Source organism: Thermococcus alcaliphilus (genome assembly GCF_024054535.1).
Taxonomy (GTDB): domain Archaea; phylum Methanobacteriota_B; class Thermococci; order Thermococcales; family Thermococcaceae; genus Thermococcus_A; species Thermococcus_A alcaliphilus.
In genome coordinates, this window is record NZ_JAMXLV010000020.1 from 200,934 (window position 1) to 221,570 (window position 20,637).

A 20,637-nucleotide genomic window follows, 5' to 3' on the forward strand; every position below is an offset into this window, starting at 1 on the left:
GTTAGAATGCCAAAACAAAAAGCCAACATATTCGTGCAGGCAGATCTGGACATGAAAACTTACGTAAGAAAAATATTAGTTCCAAGCATAGTGGCTAGTGTAGTCCTTTTTGTTGTGCTCTCGCTTCTCACAACGTTTATCTCAATATCGTCTATAATCAGAATAGCACTCTACGCGATTCCCCTGCTCCCGCTGATATATGCCGTTATGCATCCCTACTCCGCCGCAAGCGGAAAAAGGGTTAAAATAAACTCAAAGATTCCCTACTTTGTGACGTATTTTGCTGTTCTATCAACAAGTGAAGTTGGTAGAAACGAGTTAATCTTAAATCTAGCAAAGGAAAAGGTGCTTGAGCCTATTTCCAGAGACATGGAGAAAATTTACTATCTAATAGCGAAGTTCAACAGGGGGATGCCAGAGGCTTTTAGGTTCCTCGCAAAAAGGACGCCAAGCAAAGTATTCTCAGACTTCCTTGAGAGGCTTGCCTATTCCCTTGACAGCGGTGTGGAGTTAAAAGACTATCTTCTCCAGGAGCAGAAAATTGTGATGGACGATTACCAGACGTTCTATGAGGGAGCCCTCTACGATTTGGATGTTTTTAAAGAAGTCTACAGCTCACTTATAATCTCCGTGGTGTTTATGGTTACTTTCATCATAATAGGCCCCATAATAACCGGACAAGACTTGGTAACACTGACGATTTTTACGTTCATCTTGGTTATGGTAGTTGAAATCGGAGTTCTTATTCTAATAAAGCACAAAATGCCTGAGGACAGCATATGGGCCAGCAACGCTATGAACGCAGAGAGAAAGGCTAAAGTTATTAGAGGAGCCTTAATATCAATTGCCGGGACTGTGGTCGTTGCCCTTTTGTATCTTCTCGTACTGAGAATCAGGTTCAATATCCCAACGGAGATAGCTTTAGCCTTGATTATGAGTCCCTTAGCTTATCTGGGCTATGTTCTCACAAAAGAAGAGGAAAACATTCTGATAAAAGACGAAAACTTCCCAGCATTCATGAGGAGTCTTAGCTCATCTTTAGCAGCAAGCGGAGCATCTATGGCGCTTGTTTTAAAATATCTCAGCTCCCACGACTTCGGAACATTGACAAAGGATATTAAAAATTTGAATAAGAGGATATCCCTAAAAATAGACGACACGAAATCCTGGAAATATTTTGTTTCAGATACGGGAAGCTGGCTTATAGACATCTTTTCGGATATATTTAGGAAGAGCCTCCATCTTGGAGCGGATCCAGACTACGTGGGAAGGGTAATCTCAAACAACTTTGAGAGGCTTCTCAGGTTAAGGAGGAAAAGAAAACAGAGTGTCGCAAGCTTTAAAGGTGTGATATACGGTGTTACAGGGGCATTTGCTTTCTCAGTTGCAGCCGCATTCCAAGTTGCAGTTTATATGACCCACTTATTCTCCAACATCCAGCTTCAAGGAGAGTTCATTCAGGATATCCTTTTTATACCAAGTGCCGAGGGTCTTCAACTAACCAACTATATTCTGATCTCAATACTCTTGCTGCACTCATTAATCTCGGCATTTTCAATAAAAATCGCAGATGGCGGGCATTTGGGAATAGCCCTCTATTACTTCGTGATACTAGCATGGATGTCCGCTATAGGTCTTTATCTCGGTGAGTTCGTGATGGGGAAGATGATGAGCTTTTCAGGCTTAATACTACCTCTAATGGGGGTGGGATTATGAAAAAGTTCTTCATAATTTTTCTCTTAACCCTTCTCCTACCGTATGCAAGTGCACAGTCTGTTTTCACTGGATGGATTAGAGTACCTTCTCAGGTGGGGATAGAAGGGAAGGAGATAGAGCTCAAAGACATCTCATTAGATGGTAGGTTTCTAGTGTTAACCCCTGAAGGCAACTTTTTGGTAACTCCCGGAGAGACTGTAAATTCAAGTATCTATTCCCTTAGTCTCATTTCGGGCTTTGTAAAGGAAGACGGCGGATATGCAAAGCTGAACATCACATTCCCATACATACTAGAAAATCAAACCCTGTTGCTTGGAGATTACAAAATCTCACTAATAAGTGTGAGCGACAAAGAAGCAAAGATAAAGCTGCTGTATAAAAATACGTCAAAGGAAATCCTATACAGCGGTGGAAAAATTGAGTTTAACGAGCTTAGCGGCTCATTCACAATAATGCCAACTATATTTGACGGTTACCTCTACAAGGGGACTAGCAAAGAGCTCTATGAGTGGACAGTAAAGTTTGAAGACTTTAACATAACGGAAGTCAACGGAGAGCTTAAAGAGTTCGTCACCATCTCTATAAACGGGAAAGAACACTGGGTCGAAGTGGGAAAAACAATAGAAGCTGATGGAATCATAATTGAAGTAAAAGACCTCATTGGGTCAAGTTACGTTAAAGTCACGATAAAACTAAAAGGAGTGTACGCAACGTTATCCATTTCGCCCTCGGTGTATAAAGAGGTGGAAGAAGGAAAAGACACCCAAATAGGACCATATCTAGTGAGAGTTGAAAAGGTATTTTCGGATGGGGCTTATGTAACTATAAGAAACTCCTGTGGAATGATTCTCAAAAGCAGATGGGTATATACAAACACACTAATTTCCTATGGGGGACTTTACATAGGAGTTGAAGGGATAAAAGACCTGAAAACAAAGAAAATTGTAACTCTGGTTGGATTCCTAGAAAATGAAAAAATACCGAAGCCGGAAGCAGATGTTTTTGTAAATGTGTCTCTCTCAACCCCCGAGAGAGCGTTGCAGTTTGAACCCTTTAATGCCACTGTAGTAATTAAAAACGAAGGAGAAAAAGACCTTCACTTCGTTGAGATAATCCCCAACCTTACCAATGGATTTAGAATAATAAGCTCTTATCCCGTCTACATCCCGGAACTTAAAGCAAAAGAGAGTATTCGTTTTAACCTAACCATCCTACCAGAAAACTCCGGACTTCTCAAGTTAGGCTCTATAAAAGTGCGTGGAAACGTACCCTTCCAGCTATCGTGCAATGGCTTTGCCAGAATATCGTTTTCATCGGAGATCAGATGGATAAATGTTGAAAACGCATCTCCTTATTATCTGCTATCAATCCAAGGTTCTAACGGAAGCATTGAAGATCTTATTCCCCTAAATATTACTGTTGCAAACAAAGGGAATACACGCGGACCGTTTACACTTACAATTGCCCTGCCAGAGCACTTTGGGATAATAGGGGATAAACTAACAATTTCCGGAAGATTTGCATATATAACTGACTCTCTAAAACCCAGAGAAAATAAAACGTACAGTTTCTTCCTTATTCCAACAAATGATGGGGAATTTGAAGTGCTTGCAGCGCTCAAAGAGCGTGATTACATAACTAAGAACTCCACCATAGTAAAGATCGAGGCTCCGACGATCTCTCAAACCCAAATTCCAGAAGAAACCAAAGAGAATGCAACTCCATCAAACTCCACAAAGATTGTAGAAACCTACACAAAAACCATAACCCACATGGAAATCAAAAACACCACCATAGAAGTTTTCCCAACAAAACAGAAGCTCCTTTTTGCAGGTGGGGGATTTGTAGGGGGGATGATTTTCATATTGCTGCTAGCTTGGATCGCAGCAAAACTTGAAGAGAGAAGTGGGAGGTGAAAGCCTTGAAATTCAAAAACATTTGGGAATTCCCAAAATTTGGAGAAACCGTGCTTTTAGAGTATCCATCTTCGACACTTCCATACAGAGAGCTAGTGGAACTAATAACCTGGGGCAAAGAAAACAAAATCCCGGTTGTGGTGGATGATGTTCTTGATACCCTCTATGTTTACAAAACCCACCTGGAGCTCGCAGGTATTGATACTAAGATTTTAGACGAGGTAAAGGTGATCAAAACTGGAGGCCGATTAGAAGTTGGAAACGTTATAAAAAGGTTCCGCGTCAGCGATATAATGTCCCTAATCCAAGAATTCGAGGCAAATTATGAGGCTCTTCTTTCTGAAATGGAACATGCAATTGTCCCAGTGCTTGGAATTGAGAGACTATTTTTGCTTGCAGACTCAAAAATAGAAGTATTAGCTTTGGTAAACATGCTAACCAGATATGCTGGGAGTAGGAGAAGAACCGCATTCTACTTCACTAACGTTGATGTTTTGAAAAATAGCGTCCCTTACGTTGTTCCACTGCTAGAGGAGCTGGCAACAACCGTCCTGCAGATACATAAAAAAGGCGAAGAAATAATCCCCAAAGTCGAAAAATCCATATCCGAGGAGGTGAAAGTTTAAACAAAAGCTCTAAGCACCAAAAACAAGATCAAAACTATTATCGTTAACACGATCGTAACCCCTATTCCCTCTTCCTCTCTGAGTCTGTAGTGGGCTAAAATGGCATTTGCCATTATTGCGGGGGGCATCGATGCCTCAACCAGCACCGCATAAAATATTTTAGGGCTTGTTTTTAGGGTTAAAACTGCAAAAACAAACGGCATAGCTATTCTAAACGTCCCTACTTCAAGAAGCTTTCTCCATTCAAACTTCTGGAGGTTTATGCGAGAGCCTAAATAGATCAGGATTAGGGGAATGCTCCACCAACCGAGTTTGTTCATTCCGCTCAGCAGTTGAGAGGGAAGCCTAATCCTAAGCAGTACAAGAGTGAGGGCAAGTATATTGGCACTGGTGGGTGGAAATCTAAGCGCTCTTATGATGCTTTCTCTAAGCGAGGCTTTTCCACTCGAATAATGTGCAGCAACGAACGTCGCTATTGGAAGGACTATTAAAGTATTCGTACTTGCATAGATAATCGCAGGAGTTAAATCATCTAAAAACAGGCTCGCTATCGGGAATCCCATTGCGACTGTATTTGGATACGTTGAGAGTATCATCAAAGCTCCTTGCCACTTCTTATCCTCTACAAAAAACCTCGCATAGAGGAAAGATGCCCCAAGACTGAGGGCAATGACTAAGAAGACATACAAGAACACAATCTTGATTTCCACCAGATAAGCGATATCTTTCGAGGCAACGTTTGAAAAGACATAGAATGTTAAAAGCACCTGGGATGCAAACTTGTTTAAATAGACAAAAGGCTTCTCAGATTTTATTATTCTCCGAAGGACTAGCCCAGTACCTATTAAAGCAAGCATTTCGTAAATGTTCATGCTCTTAGATAAAAAGAAGGTTTAAAGAATTTTTCGCTTAACTGTTCATTTTCTCCTCTTTTTCAGGTACTCCTCATACAGCCTTCTTAGATCCTCAAGCTCCTCAAGGTCTTCAAAAAACCCGAGCTTTTCATAAAATGTCCTTAAATTCTCGATGCTCCTAAGTGAGCTCTTAAATTCTTTGGCAAGGATGTTCTCATCAATATTCACACCAAACTCTTCTTTCAATCTTTCTTCGAAATCATCCCCAAGCTCAAAAATATCCTCTCTATGAATTCCAAAAAGTAAATAAGGGATATTAAACAGCTTAAAAGCCGCCAGAAGATATCCAAGTCTTTCTAAGTCTGGTTTATTGGATGAGGGTATGTAAAGGTACTCAAGTTTTTCATTAAAATAAACCACAAGGTACCATGATTCCGGAGATAGGGGGAACATTTCTGCCTTTTCCTTCCTTACTCTTCCCATGTTAATCACTCAGCCAGACACTGTCTTCTCCAAAGTAGTTCAGCTTAACAACGAAGAGCCTAAATGGTTCCTCCCTTTCGTTTACGACCCAGTGGACTGTCTTTGGTTTTACAAGGTAGATATCCCCTGGTTTGGCTTCGTATTCCTTTTCCCCAATACCCAGCTTTGCCTCACCGCTGATTATGTAAAAGAGCTCGTACTGCTTCTCATGATAATGCTTTGGAACGGTTTGCTTTGGCTTTATCTCAACTATCTGGGCGTAGCTGCCTTTCGGGAGTTCACCCTCAAACAGCGGTGCCTTCCTATACGTGCCCCTATCAATAAACTCCCTGATCTCTGCCCTCATTTCACTCCCCAACTGTACATTCCGAAGTTATGTTTAAAAATCCTTCATTTAATCCCCAAACATGATTGTGCTTGGAGTGCACGATGGACACGATGCAGGAGCAGTGCTGTTCAAGGGAGAAGAAATCTATGCCGTAAACGAAGAGAGATTAAACCGGATAAAAAAGTACCGTGGATTTCCAGAGCTGAGCATAAAGAAAGTCCTAGAAAGGGGAAAAGTACATCCGGAAGAGGTGGAGGTAATAGCGGTAGCGAGTATTTTCAGAAAGCAATCAAGATTGTTAGAGCTTGAGAGAAATCTCAAATCCATATTTGGTAAAGATTTCAAGAAGAAAGTTCTTTTTGTTGAACATCACCTTGCCCACGCTTCTTCTGCTTATTTCACCTCTGGCTGGAGAGAAGCATTGGCGTTAAGTATAGATGCCGCGGGAGATGGACTAAGCTCTTCCATTTATGTGGCAAGAGATGGTGAGATGATAAGAATAGCCCAGAGCACCTATTTAGACTCTCTCGGAGATTTCTATGCATCGGTTACTGAACTTTTGGGCTTTAAGCCGATGAGACATGAAGGAAAGGTCATGAGCTTGGCAGCTTATGGTAAGCCAACTTACGATCTCTCCCATATAATAGAACTTAACGGGCTGAGCTTTGAGAACAAGCTGAAAGTAGTTGGGGTTGAGGCTACAAAAAGGCTCGCCGAACTTTTCAACTATCCTCTATCTAAGGCTAAAGAAATCGCCCAGGAAATGAAGAAAGGCAAGCTGGATGGAGAACTTCAAAAGAGGGCAATAGAGATAGCCGCCTCTGCTCAAGCGCATCTTGAAAAGATTATCGATGAGCTTGGGTTAAAACTTAAAAGTTACAACTTAAAACTTGCCTACGCTGGGGGAGTTGCACAAAACGTCAAGGCAAATGCCGTTTTGAGGAGGCATTTCCCCGATCTATGGGTATTTCCGGCAATGGATGATTCTGGATTAGCTTTTGGTGCCGCAGCCTTCGTAAAAGCCCAGTTCGAAAGGCTCGATAGAAAATGGAAGCCATTTAAGCTTGAGCATGTTTACTTGGGCCCTTCCTACGATGAGAGCGAAATTGAAGCCCTCTTAAGGGCAGAGAGTCTGAAATTTGACTATCGTGAAGACGTAGAGGGATTTGTTGCAGAAATGCTTCTTGAAGGCAAAATGGTGGGCTTTTTCCAAGGAAGAATGGAATACGGTCCAAGAGCCCTGGGCAACCGCTCCATCCTCGCAGACCCAAGAAGCAAATATGTTGTAAAAAAGCTCAACGTAGCATTAAACAGAGACGTCTTCCAGCCGTTTGCCCCTTCAATGCTGGAGGAGAGAATTGAAGATTACCTCAATGAGCCTTATCCGAACAAGTTCATGACAATGAGCTACAAGGCAACGGAAAGAATGATTGATGAAGCCCCAGCGGTTGTGCACGTTGATAAAACAACAAGACCCCAAACTCTCCTTAAAAGGGATAATCCGCGCTACTACAACATAATAAAACACTTTGAAGCAGAAACGGGCGTTGGCATGGTTCTAAACACGAGCTTTAACATTCATGGGGAGCCGATAGTTTGCTCTCCAGAAGATGCCCTGAGAACTTTCAAAAAAGCCAAGCTCGATGCCCTCGTTTTGGAGAACTTTGTTGTATATCAGTGAGCTATTCTATTCATCGTTGCCAAATATTTCATGTCGGTAAAATTATAAACATCAAGGAGAAATCTCACTGGTGAAGATTATGGCGCTGAGCGATAGGCTTGAGATGGTGAACCCTTCTGAAATAAGAAAGCTTTTTGATCTTGCCCAAGGCATTGAGGGAATAATCTCACTTGGAATTGGAGAGCCAGACTTTGACACGCCAGAACACATAAAGGAATACGCAAAGGAAGCCCTTGATAAGGGACTAACGCACTATAGCCCAAATATAGGAATTTTGGAGCTTAGAGAGGCAGTTGCAGAGAAGTTCAAAAAGCATAATGGAATTGACGCAGATCCAAAAACCCAAATAATGATAACCGTCGGCACTAACCAGCAGATTCTAATGGGACTTGCAACCTTCTTGAAAGACAACGAGGAAGTTCTCATTCCCTCCCCAATGTTCGTTAGCTACGCCCCTGCAGTTATTCTAGCGGGAGGAAAGCCCGTTGAGGTTCCCACTTATGAGGAAAACGAGTTCCGCCTAAGTGTCGATGAGCTCGAAAAATACGTGACCCCAAAAACAAGGGCTTTGATAATAAACACTCCAAACAATCCCACGGGAGCAGTATTAACGAAGAAAGACCTCGAAGAGATAGCGGACTTTGCAGTTGAGCACGATCTAATGATCTTAAGCGATGAAGTTTATGAGTACTTCGTTTACGATGGGGTCAAAAACTACAGCATTGCTTCTCTGGACGGCATGTTTGAGAGGACAATAACCATGAACGGATTCTCAAAGACCTTCGCAATGACCGGATGGCGCTTGGGCTTTTTAGCCGCCCCAGAATGGGTTGTGGAAAAAATGGTTCGCTTCCAAATGTACAATGCAACATGTCCCGTGACATTCATTCAATACGCAGCTGCAAAAGCCCTAAGGGACGAGAGGAGCTGGCAAGCGGTAGAGGAGATGCGCAGGGAATATGAGAGGAGAAGAAACCTCGTCTGGAAGAGGCTAAATGAAATGGGTCTCCCAACGGTTAAGCCAAAGGGGGCTTTTTACATCTTCCCAAGGATTAAAGATACTGGTTTGAGCAGCAAAGAGTTCAGTGAACTGATGATAAAAGAAGCAAAAGTGGTTGTAGTTCCTGGAAGCGCATTTGGACAGGCCGGAGAAGGGTATGTGAGGATAAGCTACGCCACAGCGTACGAAAAGCTTGAGGAAGCAATGGACAGAATGGAGAAAGTGCTGAAGGAAAAGAAGCTTGTTTAACACCCTCCTCAGCAATCTTTTTATCTTTTCTGTCTCACTTTGATGGGGATGAAAAATGCTCCCAGGAAAAGTTCCTCCAGAAGTGCTTGAAAAAATTGTCTTCAATCTTCTAGGGGTTGAGGATGAGAGAGTTATAATAAAATCTGGTGTGGGCATTGATGCGGCTGCAATCGACTTTGGGGAGAATGTTCTCGTTGCATCAAGCGATCCCATAACGGGGGCGGAGAAGCATATAGGCTTTTACGCAATAAACGTGAACGCAAACGACGTTGCAACGTTTGGAGCTAAGCCAAGATGGTTCTTAGCAACAATCCTGTTGCCGGAAAATGCCGATGAGAACCTCCTCAAGGAAATAATGGAAAATATGCATAGGAGTGCTGAAAAGCTTGGCATTTCAATAGTCGGAGGTCACACCGAAGTGACGATTGGACTAAACAGGCCTATAGTCATTGGAACAATGCTTGGCGAAGTCAAAAGGGAGAAACTTGTGAGATCAAACGGTGCAAAGGCTGGAGATGCCATAATCTTGACCAAAGGTGCTGGAATTGAGGGGACCTCAATCATAGCGAGCGAAAGGGAGGAAGAGCTGAGAAAGGTATTCGGAGATGAGCTAGTAGAGAGGGCAAAGAGATTCCTTGAGAAAATCAGTGTGGTAAAAGAGGCATTAATCGCTGCAGAAATTGGGGTCCATGCTATGCATGATCCCACAGAGGGAGGAATAGCAAATGGCTTCCACGAGATGGCAGACGCCGCTGGATTGGGATTTAGGGTTTACCACGATAGGATTCCCATAGCAGAAGAAACCAAAAAGCTGTGCGAATACTTCAACTTAGACCCCCTTGCTCTGATAAGCTCAGGCTCTCTTTTAATCGCGGCACCAAAGGAGAAAGCCGAAAAAATCGTGAATGCAATACAAAAAGAGGGCATTGAGGCGGCAATAGTTGGAGAGTTCTTAGAAGACAAGAATACAAAGGTTCTTGTGAAAGATGGAAAGGAAACCCCACTAAAAAGACCAGAAACAGACGAAATCTGGAAAATCTTTTAAAGGTCTTTTTTCTTACTATTTATGGTGGTTACATGGCCGATGTGGAGATGGCTAAGACCTTTATCAAGGTTGGTGGGATTTTAAGTGTCATAGAGCCATTCCTCATAGCAGTTCTCCTTTTGCTCACGATAATAGGGATTTTGCTCGCGATACCATTTGCTATCCTCGGCTATTGGATATTCAAAAGATCAGAAGAATGTGTTGAGCTCATTGAAAACAAAGAATACAAAAAAGCGAAAGACAAGCTTTTAGTTCCGGCAATAATTGCCCTTATTTTAACCAGCAGAGTTGGTGGGATTTTAATGCTCCTGGGCCTAGTACTGCTGCCTTCAGAGAGCACTACCTCAACTTCCTAACCTTCCCACCCTTTATGTCTATTCGCCCTTCCTTCTCCAGCATTCTCAAAATTTCTTCAAATGCCCTCCCGTTCATCACGTTTATTATCATGGTGCCTTTTTCGGTGGGTATCTCCATGGGCATTGCTTTGAGAAACGCCATGGTTAAGTCTTCTTTGGGAACTTTCTCGTTACCAAGGGCATTTAATATCTCGCTCGCAACTATCCCTCTTGAGATAAGGGCAAAATAAGCCCCCATAATCATCTCTTCTTCAAAGTACTTCGCAGCTATGTGCATAGCCCGGTTGATTTTTTCTATTTCGAGCTCCCTAATCTCTATCTCATACTCGGGGACAAGGTCAACAAACGCAAACTGCTTCGCTATCTTCTCAATTTTCTCAAGGTTTTTTGCAATTTGATACGGGAACCTGAACTGGAATTTGAGCTTTGTAACATCAACGTTTTCCTTTAACCTTGCTTTGTTCTCTTCAACGACGACTGCATCGTTTTTAAACAGCTGATCAAGAACGTCCCCCATCCAGTAGCCCTCTTGAAGGAGATGCTCTATTTCTTCACCATCCTTAAGATGCTCCAGGGCATGATTTATCTGCTCCTTAAACGTGAGAAAGCCCTCAAGAAGAATCCCCTTTTCCTCACCTTCAAAAGAGCTTATAGCGTTGTTTATCTCCTCCAGTGTCCCTTCAATCATGTAGCCAATAAATGCCTCATACCCAAGTCTTTCCATAACAGCAAACTTGATTCCTTCCCTCTTAAGCTCGTTTAAGAAGGCTTCTTTCACAACTTCATTCTTTGTGACCAACCTCATGTGACCACCAGATGGAAAAGGCTAAAAGTCATTTATAGTCTTTTTGTATAGGTGGGAACATGAGCGAAGAAAAACCACTTTTGCTGGACAAAACCCTCGAAACGTGGAAAGGTAAACGTGTAGCCTTAGCGGTCAGCGGAGATCATTCTTTTACTGGAGTGCTAAAAGATTTTGACGAGGAAGTAATAGTCTTAGAGAACGTTGCCGATGTTGTGGGGAACCGGGGAAAAGCCTTGGTGGTAAAGATAGATGACATTAACTGGATAATGCTCTTAGAGTGATAAAAATGAGGGCAGTTGCGTTTGTAGGATTTAAAAAGAGCGGGAAGACAACCACGGTAGAGAGAGCCGCAAGAGAGCTCAAGAAAAGAGGATACAAAGTGGGAATAGCAAAGAGCATGCACACGAACTTTGATAGAAAGGACAGTGACACTTGGAAATTAAAAAGAGTAGCTGATTATGTAATTGTGAGGGCTCAAGACACAGATGCCCTCCTTTTTGAAGCAAAGGACTTAAATGCCTTATTATCCGCAATACCAGAGGTTGATTTCCTCCTCCTTGAGGGCTTCAAAGATGCCAAGCATTTGCCCAAGGTAATATGTGCCAAAAGTGAAGAGGAAGTGAAAGTATTAAACGATGGGCTTGCGATAGCCGTTAGCGGTGTTATATCAAGCGAAGCCAAAAGCATTGAAGGGCTTGAGGTAATAAACCCTCTTGAAAATCCCGAAAGGCTGGCCGATTTAATAGAGGAAAAAGCGTTTATGCTACCGAATATTAACTGCGGATTGTGTGGGCTTGACTGTTACGAGATGGCAAAGCTCATAGTAAAGAGCGAAAAGAGCACAGAAGACTGCGTTGTCTTAAGTTCAAAACCAAAAGTCATCGTTAGGGTTGATGGGAAGGAGCTTCCAATGAAAGACTGGGTTCAGGAGCTTGTTGAAAAGACCATTAAAGGCATGCTCTCCGCCATGAAAGGATACAAAGAGGGGAAGAAAATAGAGATTATAATCAAAGACTAAATTACTTCAACATTAATTTCTTTTATCTGGCCGTTTTCGAGAACAAATGCCCTATATTCTCCAGTGTTATTTACTATCAACCATATGTTTCTCCACAAGTCCATGCCTTTCAAATCCCTAGGAGAGGGATATGGGGGACAGTTAAGGTGGGAGTGAAATATCCCGATGACTTCCTTTTCCTCCTCTTCAGCTTTTTCAAGAACTTTGAGCGTTTCCAAAGGGTCTATTTCAAAGCCTACTGGAGAATTTAACCGATTCTCTGCAAAGACCACATAGTCCACAAAGGCATCTTCCCCTTTCATCCTCCCTATCAAAAATCCGCATATTTCAACTTTGCTCTCTCTGGCATTGGTTAGAATTTCCTTCAAATGTGCACGTTTTATAAAAAGACTCCTCATGAGTGCTTCTTTTCCTCAGGCCTTTAAATCTTTTTTGTTCATCAATGAATAAATCAGTGCAGAAAAGCTTATAAATATGTTTACAATCATCAAGATTTGGTATCCCTGTATTATCACTCAAAGTGATACAAGAGGTGAAAAACATGCTCGCGAGAATAGTCTACTACAAGAGGAATTCCATCCCCGAAGAGGAGATAGTTGTGGTTAGCAAAGTAGAGAAAGCCCTTGAAATAGCGAGAAGGAAGTTAGGGATAGAAGTTGTAGGATTTGAAGTCGAAATAATTTGATCACGATCGCCTTCTTCTCCCCTTTTATTCTATGTGAAGGCTCTTATCATAGCCCCACTCATAGAGATAACCTATCCTTTCAAGTTTTCCTTTAGAGTACTCATAAATAAGCGGCACTCCGGTAGGAATGTTAAGCCTCAAAACCTGCTCTTTAGTTAGCTCTTCTATGTGCATGACTATTGAGCGTAGGCTATTTCCATGTGCAGAGACAAGTACGTTTTTCCCCTTTTCAAGCTCCGGGATTATCTTTTCTTTAAAATAAGGAATTGTCCTCTCGGCAGTGTCCTTAAGACTCTCCCCTCCAGGTGGGGCTATGTCGTAGCTTCTCCTCCACAACAAAACCTGCTCTTCTCCGTAGATTTTCTTTGCCTCATCCTTATTAAAACCCTGCAGTTTACCGTAATAGCGCTCGTTGAGATGCCACGACTTATAAACGGGGACGTAATTTTTCCCGTGTTCTCCATATACTATTCCCCAGTCTTTCATTTTTCCGTTTTCATGCTCTATCTTCGGAACGCCGGAGGTGTTTTTGCTCATAACGAGCATTGCAGTCTGGATTGCTCTGACAAGTTCTGAGGTAAATACCACATCTATCTTCCACTCTTTTAGAAGTTCCCCAGCCTTTAAAGCTTCCTCAATTCCCCTTTCGCTCAAAGGCACATCAACCCAGCCTGTAAAAAGGTTTAGCTTATTCCACAGACTTTCACCATGTCTTATTAGTATAAGTTTGCTCATTAGGTTCACCTAAAAATTGTTGGTGGATTGGTATAAAGCTCTTTCTGTTCAAGGATGAGCAACGGCAGTTTTTCCTTTTGACCATTGAAACTCGTAGTGACACTACACTCGTAGAAGATTAAAATTATATAGGTGAATGCACAATCATAAATAGCTATAGCAAAGGAGGGGCTTACATGGAAAGGAGGCTCTACAGAAGTAGGAAGAACAGAATGCTCTTCGGGGTTTGTGGGGGATTGGGAGAATACTTTAACGTAGACCCTACCCTTGTCAGGATACTCTTTATAATCCTGCTCCTGGGAAGTGTGGGAACTGCAATATTGCTATACCTTCTTTTAGCTATTGTAATACCGGAGGAACCTGAAAATGGAGGTGAGTTAAGTGGAAAAGAGGCTCAAGAGGAGTAAAAGGAATAAAATATTTTTGGGAGTTCTTGGAGGAATAGCCGAATATATCGACGTTGATCCAACTATAGTGAGGATAATTTTTATCCTTCTCTGCCTCGTTGAGCCAGTTTTCATCCTGGCGTATTTCCTAATGGCTATAATTATGCCCGAAGAAGAGGAAGAAACAGTAACTGCAGAGAAAATTCCAGAAAAGATCGAAAAGCTAGCTGAAGAGGCTGGAGAAAAAGTTGAAGAACTGGCCAAAAAAGCTCCAAAAGTAGAGAAAAAAGACGACACAAAGCTTTTTGGAATAGCTCTTGTCCTTTTAGGGGCAGTGCTCCTCTTAAAGGTTTTCATACCGTTTCCAATCTTCGGACTGAGGGAGATAGTTGCATTGCTTATCCTCTTACTCGGTCTATACCTGATAGCGAGGGGATGAGAGATGAAAAAGCTTCTTGGGCTATTTTTAACCTTTTTGGGTCTGCTGATCCTTTTAAAAAGCATTAGACCAGAGGTATACAACTACCTTCTTCCATATGCCCCCTACATCAAGAGGTCGTTCTGGGGAGTAGTACTCATTGTTGCAGGGCTCTATATACTAATCAAGAACAAAACCGCAAGAACAACCTTAGCGTTAGTCTTTATCCTATATCTGGCCCTATTCCTCGTAGCTCCTGGCTCATACTATTCATGGAGATTTTCCTTCAAAGATGCCGGAGAGATAAAGACGCTTGGAAAATTTAACTCCTCAGAGATAGTAATAGAGAACATTGCCGCAGAAATAACAGTAGAACATGGAACAAATGAGATAGAGGTCCTCAGCAATCTGCCGGTGAAGATAGAAGAAGGCGAGACCTTGAGAATTTCATGTGCCGAGTGTGGAGAGTACGAAAATGGGAAACTCTTAGTAAAAGTCGGAGATAGTAAGATAACATCCTTAGCCCTAAGGAACACGGTTGGAGATGTGAAGGTTGATTTGGGAGAAATCTCTTCGCTTACATTGGACAATGTTGTTGGCGATGTCACAATTTCAGGGGCATTTAGCTCACTCGTTGCAAGGAACTTCATTGGCGATATGGAAATAGAATTGGGGAGGTGTCCAGAAAATAATGAGTACTGCTCTCAAATTGAAGTCTATCGGGGAAGCGGAGAGATCAACATTTCTCTTCCAGCTGGCACCAAGGTAGTACCCATGATTGAAGGCTCTCTAACTTCACTAACTATAAACGAGGGATTTGAAACCGGGGAGAAAACATTAAAACTGATAGTCAAGAACTTCATTGGAAAAATAGTCGTGGAATGATGGCTATGGATAAGTGGAGAGTCGTCAAGGCCTTTACCCTCGGCTCTCTGCTCGAAGCAACAATACCCAAGCCGGGGAACGTAAACAGGTATAGGGACTTTGAAGACCTTACTCTGTACCATTTCCTTTTTGCCCATACAGCTGCCATGGATGTTCTTTTTGAGGCTGCAGAGAAGGGAGAATTAATTAGGAAAGGCAAAATTTCACCAGCAGAGGCTGGGATAGGAGCACTGATAAGAAAAGCCATTGAGAACTCCAAAAAAGCCCAAAACTCAAACCCCAACTTTGGAATAGTCACCCTCGAGATTCCATTTGCAATCGCACTAACTTGGGCAGGGAGCATTGATGCAGAAGAAGAGGCTAAGAAGCTTATTGCATTCTCCTCCCCCCAAGACAGTGTAGAGTTTTACAAAGCCATAAGAATCGCAAACCCAAAGGGAATTAAGAGAGGTGTAAAATATGACGTTTACGACGATGCCTCCTTTGAAGAGCTTCTCAGAGATGAAATAAACCTCAAAAAACTTGCCGAAATTTCAAGCGAGAGGGAATTAATTTTTAAGGAATGGCTCACAGGTTATAGGATTAGCTATTCAACTTTTTACAGGCTTAAAGAGCTAACCTCAAGGCTTTCACTTGAAGAAGCCACTATCAAAGCATTTCTAGAGCTTCTCTCTCGTCATATAGACACTCTAATAGTAAGAAAAGCCGGACTTGAGGAGGCGAAGCTCGTCCAAAAGAAAGCAAAAGAAACCCTTTCCGGAAAGCTCACTCTTGAAGAGTTTGATGAATTCTTAAGGGAAAAGAAAGACCTAAGAAACCCTGGAAGCTTGGCAGACATAATGGCGGTTTCACTTGGCTTGCTAATCTTAAGCGGCTACTCCCTTAGTCTTTGATAATCTTAACTCTTTTTGCCCCTCCAAGACCCAAACCAAGGACTTTTGAGTCAATTACAACGGCATCTTCTCCAAATTCCTCGACAACCTTAACTTTGAGTCCGGAAATTTCAGAAACTGCATCTTCTCCCCCAAACTCCTCGTTGACCTGTGCTTTTAAAAACTCGTAAGCTTCCTTTCCAAAGAGCACCAAATCCGGCTCAAATCCATCCATCTTAAGCTCGTTAGCCTTCTCTTCGACAGCACTTAAAACCCTAATAAGTTCTCCTCTCATCCAATTCACCATAATATAATTGGAAAAAGAGACTTAAACTTTTTCCCTAATAATCTCATAGGAGTAAGTAACTTCCGTCCCGCTGAGCTTGAGATGGGCTGAGGCGGAGCAGTACTTTTCTTGGCTAAGCTCTATAGCCCTTCTCGCTTTTTCCTCATTTACATTCCCATAGATTTTATAGTGGATGTGAACTTTAGTGTAAATTTTTGGATGTTCTTCTCTCCGTTCCCCGCTTATTTCAACCTCAAGATCCTCAAGAGGCTCGCGCATCTTTTGGAGTATCATCACTACATCTATGGCCGTACATCCAGCCACGCTGAGAAGAAGTGTTTTCATCGGCGATATGCCTTTCTCCCCGAACAGTATCTTTCCACCTTCTTCTGTAAGCGCTTCAAATTTGGAATCCCCTATCCACCTAACCTTTCCTTTCATAAAACCACCACCATAAAATGGCAGGAAATTTTTAAATGCCTTTTGTGAACCTATGGTGTATGTACATAAGGCCCTTCGATCCTTGGAAGTCAAAGCTCTGCACATGCCCCTTTAAGTATACCCTCAACATTTACACGGGCTGTGATCATGCATGTGTTTACTGCTACATAACCTCCTACATTCCTAAGGCCTTTAAAGTGAGGATAAAAGAAAACCTTCTCCCGAACCTAGAAAGGGAACTCCGAAAATTTAACAGAAAATTCATAGTGGCCCTCTCCTACTCTTCAGATCCTTATCCAACAATAGACAAGGAGTTGAGAATAACCCGAAAGGTGCTTGAACTCTTCAAGAGATACGATATTCCATGCTTAATTTTGACGAAATCTAACTTATTCGAGAGAGATTTGGACATTTTGAGAACCCTGAAGTGCGCTGTTGGAATCACAGTCACCACGGTAGATGAGGAAAAAGCGAAACTTCTAGAGCCAAACGCACCCTTGCCGAGGGAAAGAATCAAGGCATTGAAAAAAGTAAAGAAGGAAGGCATTCCTGTCTACGCTCGAATCGACCCGATAATACCTTTTTACACTTGGGAAGACTTTGATGAGACCCTTGATTCGTTGAGCTTTGTGTCCCACATAACCGTGTCAACTTTAAAACTCCGAGCGGATTCTTGGAAGAGAATGGAGGCAAAGTTCCCTGAGCTAATGAAAAAGCTCGCACCCCTTTACAAGAAAGGGGAAAGAATAGGTGGTTATTATTACCTGCCAAAAGACATAAGATTTAAGATTCTAGAGGAGGCGAGAAAAAAGATAGAAGCGAGAGGCATAACCTTCGGCTCCTGCAGAGAGGGTTATTATTCCTACCCCAGCTGCGATGGTTCTCATCTGGTATTACAGCTCCTCCACGGGGAGATCTATTGAATTGTTTTTAGAGCCTAGAAGACCAAGTTTTTTCTTTTTGTATTCAAGAGCTTTCTTTACAAGAGCCCTAAAAAGTGGTTCCATCTCGTCAAGGTACTCAGCCAACCACTGAACCCCTATTGCAAACCTTCCTTCCACTTCAATGGCTTCTATTATTCCATCTTCTGCATATGCCACCGGTTTTACATTGTTTCCAAGTTTCTTAATAGCCTGGTGATGGAAGCTGTTAACCCCTATAAAAACCTCGCTCGTAGACTCAACATTCAGGTTTTCCCTAAGTATTTCAAAGAGCAGAGAATCCAGCTTTATCCTCACTTCATGAACCTTTGCAGCAGGATGTACCAAGAATTTTCCGTTTTTAAGCCAATTGTGCCTTATGGCTTTTGGAATTTCGCTAACGTCTTGATACAAGCTACCTCCAAGAGCAACATTTATCGCCTGTGCTCCCCTGCCTATTCCCAGCATGGGCAAATCTTTCTCTAAGGCAGCTTTGATGAGTGTAAGTTCAAATTCATCCCTCTGTATATCAAGCCATTCTATTTTATCGGAGAGAGTGTCTCCGTAGTATCTTGGGTGAATATCAGGGCCTTCGGGAATTATAAGCCCATCTATCGCCTCGATAACATCTGTTATTCCCAAAAGCGGTGGAATTGCGACAGGTATTCCACCGGCTTCTCTAATCCTTTTGACATAAGTGTCGTTTATGGTAAGGGCACCGGTTTCCCAGTCAAAGGAAGCCACAATTCCAATAATTGGTTTCATTTTCCCACCTCCAACTAAACTACATCTAGTGCCTAAATAGTTTTTCTAAAAGATTTTGTTCCTCCAGATCTTGAAGGTCAACTTCGAGAGAATAAGTAGTTACCCAATAATCACTCCCAAAACTTGCCCCTTCTCAAATTTCATTTCCTCTATTTTTAAAATTTTGAGATTTTCTTTTTTTAACACCCTCCTCCGAGAAATACTCCTCCACAAGTGTTTTCGCTTCCTCTTCATTATTTGCCAAGACGAGAAGAGACACATACCTAACCCCTTCCATTTCAGAATCTTCTCGCTCCAATTTGACTTTAATTTTGAAAATTCTCAACATGATATTTGTGTCTCACTCATCCTTAAAATACTTTACTTAAGACATAAAATATTCAAGAAGTTCAGTTGACATTTGTTTCACTCTTCTTCAGCATCCCATAGAGCTAGCCCATTTTCTTGGGGCTTTCTTATCAACGGTTCACCGAGGAGCTCCTGAATGTAAACTTCAGCGACAAAAACTTCTCCCTCAATCAAATGGCCGCCAAATAGTTTTCCCTCTTTGTCACCCAGACTCACATGAATATGGGCAAAGGGCTCATCGTCTTTTATGCTTATATTTCCCAAAGCGGATACCAGTTCGTAGGTTCCTTCTAGTTCAATTACCTTGTATTGCCCCTTCTCCTCTTCAAAATATCCGATTTTTGGATTTTTGAGGGTTCCAATTGCGCTGATAGTTCCAATCAAAACGTTGTGCTTTTTTGCAAATTCATTTACAGCACTCAAAAACTCCTTTCCTTCAGGTATTCTAAACAGAAAGCTTCTACCCTTTGAAAACCTCATCTCAACCACCTCCTAAGTTATAGAGAGCCTAGACCCCTAAGGTAACCTCAGCATAACTCCTCGGATCCTCCCAAATCCTCACCTTTATCTTCTTCACGTTCTCCCCCGCTTTTTCCGCTATCCTCTCGGCAAACCACTCCGCAATATACTCGGCTGTCACGTTTGGCTTGTTGAGGATTACAACTTCATTTTCGGGAAGCTCCAAATGTTTGCCGTTTTTTTCCACAACAACGTATCCATCCCTCTTGTCAGTTACCCAGTATTCACTGATGAGTATTTTATGATCGAGGAGCTTTATAAGATTGCTCAAATGGTTAAAGTCAAATATCATACCGTTTTCGTTTAGCTCTCCCCATATCTCCACGTCAACATTATATGTATGCCCGTGAATTCTAAGGCATTTACTCTCATAAGGCAAAGCTAAGAAATGGGAGCTGTCAAAGTCTTTGTGCCACCCGATTTTTCTCTCAACTATTTTGAACATAGGCACCACCATAAATAAAAAGCAGGGAGATGCTTTTAATATTTTTGAATGAATCTAACGCCCCTTACATCTTCTCTATTCAGCGTGTGTTTTTCAAGAATATGTTGCTTTAATTCCTCTAAGCTTTTTGCCTTGTAACCGCAAAAGGGACACACGAACATTTGGGTATTTTCCATGTCTCATCCCCCAGAAGATTGTAGTGTCGTATAGTATAAATACCCTCCGGAATTTTTTACTACTTTAAGTAGTATTTTTGGAGATAATGTGCCTGCTTTATCTCTCAACTTTTACTCGAATTTGTTACTATAAAGTAAGTTTATAATATTTACAATATGCTAAAATTTGAAAAATACAAAAATTAAAAATAAATTTATTACTATCATAAATATCTTATAACTTAAAATTTAATAAAAGGTGTAAAATTATTATTTTAATGAATTACAAAACACAAATTTTTTACGACTTAAAGTTATATAACTGGGAGTTTGTGTCTGCATTAAGGCTTTTGCCCTAGAGACATGGTTTCACAATGTGTGGGGAGTTGTTCTTGTATAAGCCGGCATTATCATTAATTTTCCCCTTTACAATGACAGGTAGTAATAATTAATAAAAAATATCCTTACTCTGTTGTCGATTATTCCACACATCAAGTCAAAGATATAAGTTACGACAGCTGTAGGAGGAATTGTAGATAGACGGGTTACCAAATTTGCTTTTAATTCCCTATGTGCAAACACTCACCGAGAGGATATCCAGTAAAAACAAGACATCTCCTGTGTTATCCTCAAATTATCCTACAAAAATTAGTACACGAGTTCATCTGAGTGTACATATGTGTATGTTGATTTTGGATAT

Annotated in this window: 27 protein-coding genes; 15 read left to right on the forward strand and 12 right to left on the reverse strand. The window is 41.7% G+C overall.

All coding sequences use genetic code 11. The annotated features are described in order from the left end of the window. Nucleotides 1-6: 6 nt before the first annotated feature. From arlJ to NF859_RS05755, 3 genes are read left to right on the forward strand one after another with little or no spacing between them, the layout of a single operon-like run. Nucleotides 7-1,716: an archaellar assembly protein ArlJ/FlaJ gene (gene arlJ / locus NF859_RS05745; protein ID WP_252743403.1), complete on the forward strand. Its 1,710-nt coding sequence runs from the start codon at nt 7-9 to the stop codon at nt 1,714-1,716. Further along, nucleotides 1,713-3,632: a hypothetical protein gene (locus NF859_RS05750; RefSeq protein ID WP_252743404.1), complete on the forward strand. Its 1,920-nt coding sequence runs from the start codon at nt 1,713-1,715 to the stop codon at nt 3,630-3,632. The genes arlJ and NF859_RS05750 overlap by 4 nt, the downstream gene beginning before the upstream one ends. Before the next feature lie 5 nt (nt 3,633-3,637). After that, nucleotides 3,638-4,258: a DUF257 family protein gene (locus tag NF859_RS05755; RefSeq protein WP_252743405.1), complete on the forward strand. Its 621-nt coding sequence runs from the start codon at nt 3,638-3,640 to the stop codon at nt 4,256-4,258. On the opposite strand, the gene NF859_RS05760 is transcribed toward NF859_RS05755, so the two are convergent. Genes NF859_RS05760 through NF859_RS05770 form a run of 3 tightly spaced genes read right to left on the reverse strand, consistent with a single transcriptional unit; the run spans nt 4,255 to nt 5,941 of the window. Then, nucleotides 4,255-5,130 carry an AEC family transporter gene (locus NF859_RS05760; protein ID WP_252743406.1) on the reverse strand — a complete coding sequence of 292 codons (876 nt, stop codon included), beginning with the start codon at nt 5,128-5,130 and terminating at the stop codon, nt 4,255-4,257. The two genes, NF859_RS05755 and NF859_RS05760, sit on opposite strands and share 4 nt — an antisense overlap. 45 nt (nt 5,131-5,175) lie before the next feature. After that, a complete protein-coding gene (locus NF859_RS05765) occupies nt 5,176-5,595 on the reverse strand; it encodes a hypothetical protein (RefSeq protein WP_252743407.1) in 420 nt (139 codons plus the stop codon). Nucleotide 5,596: 1 nt separating this feature from the next. Continuing rightward, nucleotides 5,597-5,941: a cupin domain-containing protein gene (locus tag NF859_RS05770; RefSeq protein WP_252743408.1), complete on the reverse strand. Its 345-nt coding sequence runs from the start codon at nt 5,939-5,941 to the stop codon at nt 5,597-5,599. 61 nt (nt 5,942-6,002) lie between these two features. Here NF859_RS05770 and NF859_RS05775 point away from each other — a divergent pair, with 61 nt between their 5' ends. From NF859_RS05775 to NF859_RS05790, 4 genes are all read left to right on the forward strand, one after another. Continuing rightward, complete coding sequence (locus tag NF859_RS05775) at nt 6,003-7,604, forward strand: carbamoyltransferase family protein (protein WP_252743409.1); 1,602 nt, start codon at nt 6,003-6,005, stop codon at nt 7,602-7,604. Between the two features lie 79 nt (nt 7,605-7,683). Next, complete coding sequence (locus NF859_RS05780) at nt 7,684-8,853, forward strand: pyridoxal phosphate-dependent aminotransferase (RefSeq protein WP_004069212.1); 1,170 nt, start codon at nt 7,684-7,686, stop codon at nt 8,851-8,853. Between the two features lie 55 nt (nt 8,854-8,908). After that, nucleotides 8,909-9,898, forward strand: coding sequence for an AIR synthase family protein (locus NF859_RS05785; protein ID WP_252743410.1), 990 nt, complete (start codon nt 8,909-8,911; stop codon nt 9,896-9,898). Between the two features lie 32 nt (nt 9,899-9,930). After that, on the forward strand, nt 9,931-10,254 hold the full coding sequence (locus tag NF859_RS05790; RefSeq protein WP_252743411.1) for a hypothetical protein: 324 nt from the start codon (nt 9,931-9,933) through the stop codon (nt 10,252-10,254). On the opposite strand, the gene NF859_RS05795 is transcribed toward NF859_RS05790, so the two are convergent. Then, the gene (locus NF859_RS05795) at nt 10,238-11,059 is read right to left on the reverse strand and encodes a hypothetical protein (RefSeq protein WP_252743412.1); all 822 of its coding nucleotides are present in this window, start codon (nt 11,057-11,059) and stop codon (nt 10,238-10,240) included. The genes NF859_RS05790 and NF859_RS05795 overlap by 17 nt on opposite strands. Nucleotides 11,060-11,118: 59 nt before the next feature. Between NF859_RS05795 and NF859_RS05800 the strand changes: the two genes are divergently transcribed. Beyond that, on the forward strand, nt 11,119-11,340 hold the full coding sequence (locus NF859_RS05800) for an LSm family protein (RefSeq protein WP_152878875.1): 222 nt from the start codon (nt 11,119-11,121) through the stop codon (nt 11,338-11,340). A gap of 5 nt (nt 11,341-11,345) precedes the next feature. Continuing rightward, nucleotides 11,346-12,077 carry a molybdopterin-guanine dinucleotide biosynthesis protein B gene (gene mobB, locus NF859_RS05805; protein WP_252743413.1) on the forward strand — a complete coding sequence of 244 codons (732 nt, stop codon included), beginning with the start codon at nt 11,346-11,348 and terminating at the stop codon, nt 12,075-12,077. On the opposite strand, the gene NF859_RS05810 is transcribed toward mobB, so the two are convergent. Further along, nucleotides 12,074-12,475: a M67 family metallopeptidase gene (locus tag NF859_RS05810; protein ID WP_252743414.1), complete on the reverse strand. Its 402-nt coding sequence runs from the start codon at nt 12,473-12,475 to the stop codon at nt 12,074-12,076. The two genes, mobB and NF859_RS05810, sit on opposite strands and share 4 nt — an antisense overlap. A 143-nt stretch (nt 12,476-12,618) precedes the next feature. On the opposite strand from NF859_RS05810, the gene NF859_RS05815 reads away from it, so the two are divergent. Further along, nucleotides 12,619-12,762, forward strand: coding sequence for a hypothetical protein (locus NF859_RS05815; protein WP_004069223.1), 144 nt, complete (start codon nt 12,619-12,621; stop codon nt 12,760-12,762). Between the two features lie 24 nt (nt 12,763-12,786). On the opposite strand, the gene NF859_RS05820 is transcribed toward NF859_RS05815, so the two are convergent. Next, nucleotides 12,787-13,497, reverse strand: a complete 711-nt coding sequence (locus NF859_RS05820; RefSeq protein ID WP_252743415.1) for a 2,3-bisphosphoglycerate-dependent phosphoglycerate mutase — start codon at nt 13,495-13,497, stop codon at nt 12,787-12,789. A 176-nt stretch (nt 13,498-13,673) separates the two neighbouring features. Between NF859_RS05820 and NF859_RS05825 the strand changes: the two genes are divergently transcribed. Genes NF859_RS05825 through NF859_RS05840 form a run of 4 tightly spaced genes read left to right on the forward strand, consistent with a single transcriptional unit; the run spans nt 13,674 to nt 16,079 of the window. After that, nucleotides 13,674-13,904: a PspC domain-containing protein gene (locus NF859_RS05825; RefSeq protein WP_004069229.1), complete on the forward strand. Its 231-nt coding sequence runs from the start codon at nt 13,674-13,676 to the stop codon at nt 13,902-13,904. Then, on the forward strand, nt 13,879-14,322 hold the full coding sequence (locus tag NF859_RS05830) for a PspC domain-containing protein (RefSeq protein ID WP_252743416.1): 444 nt from the start codon (nt 13,879-13,881) through the stop codon (nt 14,320-14,322). Before NF859_RS05825 ends, NF859_RS05830 begins: the two co-directional genes overlap by 26 nt. 3 nt (nt 14,323-14,325) lie before the next feature. Next, a complete protein-coding gene (locus NF859_RS05835; RefSeq protein WP_252743417.1) occupies nt 14,326-15,186 on the forward strand; it encodes a DUF4097 family beta strand repeat-containing protein in 861 nt (286 codons plus the stop codon). 5 nt (nt 15,187-15,191) lie between these two features. Further along, a complete protein-coding gene (locus tag NF859_RS05840; protein WP_252743418.1) occupies nt 15,192-16,079 on the forward strand; it encodes a triphosphoribosyl-dephospho-CoA synthase in 888 nt (295 codons plus the stop codon). Here the strand turns inward: NF859_RS05840 and NF859_RS05845 are convergent. Together NF859_RS05845 and NF859_RS05850 are read right to left on the reverse strand one after the other, a co-directional pair. After that, entirely contained in the window at nt 16,069-16,353 is a 285-nt protein-coding gene (locus NF859_RS05845; RefSeq protein ID WP_004069236.1) for a family 4A encapsulin nanocompartment shell protein, read from the reverse strand. The two genes, NF859_RS05840 and NF859_RS05845, sit on opposite strands and share 11 nt — an antisense overlap. 33 nt (nt 16,354-16,386) lie before the next feature. Beyond that, the gene (locus NF859_RS05850; protein WP_252743419.1) at nt 16,387-16,785 is read right to left on the reverse strand and encodes an OsmC family protein; all 399 of its coding nucleotides are present in this window, start codon (nt 16,783-16,785) and stop codon (nt 16,387-16,389) included. A gap of 59 nt (nt 16,786-16,844) precedes the next feature. Between NF859_RS05850 and NF859_RS05855 the strand changes: the two genes are divergently transcribed. Further along, nucleotides 16,845-17,708 carry an SPL family radical SAM protein gene (locus tag NF859_RS05855; RefSeq protein WP_252743420.1) on the forward strand — a complete coding sequence of 288 codons (864 nt, stop codon included), beginning with the start codon at nt 16,845-16,847 and terminating at the stop codon, nt 17,706-17,708. Here NF859_RS05855 and NF859_RS05860 read toward each other — a convergent pair. The 4 genes from NF859_RS05860 to NF859_RS05875 form a co-directional block, all read right to left on the reverse strand. Next, complete coding sequence (locus NF859_RS05860; RefSeq protein WP_252743421.1) at nt 17,679-18,470, reverse strand: gamma-glutamyl-gamma-aminobutyrate hydrolase family protein; 792 nt, start codon at nt 18,468-18,470, stop codon at nt 17,679-17,681. The two genes, NF859_RS05855 and NF859_RS05860, sit on opposite strands and share 30 nt — an antisense overlap. 133 nt (nt 18,471-18,603) lie before the next feature. After that, nucleotides 18,604-18,795 (reverse strand): hypothetical protein, encoded by a 192-nt coding sequence (locus NF859_RS05865; protein ID WP_252743422.1) that lies wholly within the window; start codon nt 18,793-18,795, stop codon nt 18,604-18,606. Between the two features lie 80 nt (nt 18,796-18,875). Then, on the reverse strand, nt 18,876-19,298 hold the full coding sequence (locus tag NF859_RS05870; protein ID WP_252743423.1) for a PPC domain-containing DNA-binding protein: 423 nt from the start codon (nt 19,296-19,298) through the stop codon (nt 18,876-18,878). Nucleotides 19,299-19,326: 28 nt separating this feature from the next. Then, the gene (locus NF859_RS05875; protein WP_252743424.1) at nt 19,327-19,782 is read right to left on the reverse strand and encodes a 6-carboxytetrahydropterin synthase; all 456 of its coding nucleotides are present in this window, start codon (nt 19,780-19,782) and stop codon (nt 19,327-19,329) included. Nucleotides 19,783-20,637: the final 855 nt, after the last annotated feature.

Coding starts and splice junctions, on each gene's coding strand:
- NF859_RS05820 (WP_252743415.1), bottom strand. CDS start 13,497: ATGAGCAAACTTATACTAATAAGACATGGTGAAAGTCTGTGGAATAAG.
- NF859_RS05840 (WP_252743418.1), top strand. CDS start 15,192: ATGGATAAGTGGAGAGTCGTCAAGGCCTTTACCCTCGGCTCTCTGCTC.
- NF859_RS05810 (WP_252743414.1), bottom strand. CDS start 12,475: ATGAGGAGTCTTTTTATAAAACGTGCACATTTGAAGGAAATTCTAACC.
- NF859_RS05785 (WP_252743410.1), top strand. CDS start 8,909: ATGCTCCCAGGAAAAGTTCCTCCAGAAGTGCTTGAAAAAATTGTCTTC.
- NF859_RS05825 (WP_004069229.1), top strand. CDS start 13,674: ATGGAAAGGAGGCTCTACAGAAGTAGGAAGAACAGAATGCTCTTCGGG.
- NF859_RS05815 (WP_004069223.1), top strand. CDS start 12,619: ATGCTCGCGAGAATAGTCTACTACAAGAGGAATTCCATCCCCGAAGAG.
- NF859_RS05855 (WP_252743420.1), top strand. CDS start 16,845: ATGTACATAAGGCCCTTCGATCCTTGGAAGTCAAAGCTCTGCACATGC.
- NF859_RS05765 (WP_252743407.1), bottom strand. CDS start 5,595: ATGGGAAGAGTAAGGAAGGAAAAGGCAGAAATGTTCCCCCTATCTCCG.
- NF859_RS05790 (WP_252743411.1), top strand. CDS start 9,931: ATGGCCGATGTGGAGATGGCTAAGACCTTTATCAAGGTTGGTGGGATT.
- NF859_RS05875 (WP_252743424.1), bottom strand. CDS start 19,782: ATGTTCAAAATAGTTGAGAGAAAAATCGGGTGGCACAAAGACTTTGAC.
- mobB (WP_252743413.1), top strand. CDS start 11,346: ATGAGGGCAGTTGCGTTTGTAGGATTTAAAAAGAGCGGGAAGACAACC.
- arlJ (WP_252743403.1), top strand. CDS start 7: ATGCCAAAACAAAAAGCCAACATATTCGTGCAGGCAGATCTGGACATG.
- NF859_RS05845 (WP_004069236.1), bottom strand. CDS start 16,353: ATGAGAGGAGAACTTATTAGGGTTTTAAGTGCTGTCGAAGAGAAGGCT.
- NF859_RS05750 (WP_252743404.1), top strand. CDS start 1,713: ATGAAAAAGTTCTTCATAATTTTTCTCTTAACCCTTCTCCTACCGTAT.
- NF859_RS05760 (WP_252743406.1), bottom strand. CDS start 5,130: ATGAACATTTACGAAATGCTTGCTTTAATAGGTACTGGGCTAGTCCTT.
- NF859_RS05800 (WP_152878875.1), top strand. CDS start 11,119: ATGAGCGAAGAAAAACCACTTTTGCTGGACAAAACCCTCGAAACGTGG.
- NF859_RS05860 (WP_252743421.1), bottom strand. CDS start 18,470: ATGAAACCAATTATTGGAATTGTGGCTTCCTTTGACTGGGAAACCGGT.
- NF859_RS05770 (WP_252743408.1), bottom strand. CDS start 5,941: ATGAGGGCAGAGATCAGGGAGTTTATTGATAGGGGCACGTATAGGAAG.
- NF859_RS05780 (WP_004069212.1), top strand. CDS start 7,684: ATGGCGCTGAGCGATAGGCTTGAGATGGTGAACCCTTCTGAAATAAGA.
- NF859_RS05795 (WP_252743412.1), bottom strand. CDS start 11,059: ATGAGGTTGGTCACAAAGAATGAAGTTGTGAAAGAAGCCTTCTTAAAC.
- NF859_RS05835 (WP_252743417.1), top strand. CDS start 14,326: ATGAAAAAGCTTCTTGGGCTATTTTTAACCTTTTTGGGTCTGCTGATC.
- NF859_RS05775 (WP_252743409.1), top strand. CDS start 6,003: ATGATTGTGCTTGGAGTGCACGATGGACACGATGCAGGAGCAGTGCTG.
- NF859_RS05870 (WP_252743423.1), bottom strand. CDS start 19,298: ATGAGGTTTTCAAAGGGTAGAAGCTTTCTGTTTAGAATACCTGAAGGA.
- NF859_RS05850 (WP_252743419.1), bottom strand. CDS start 16,785: ATGAAAGGAAAGGTTAGGTGGATAGGGGATTCCAAATTTGAAGCGCTT.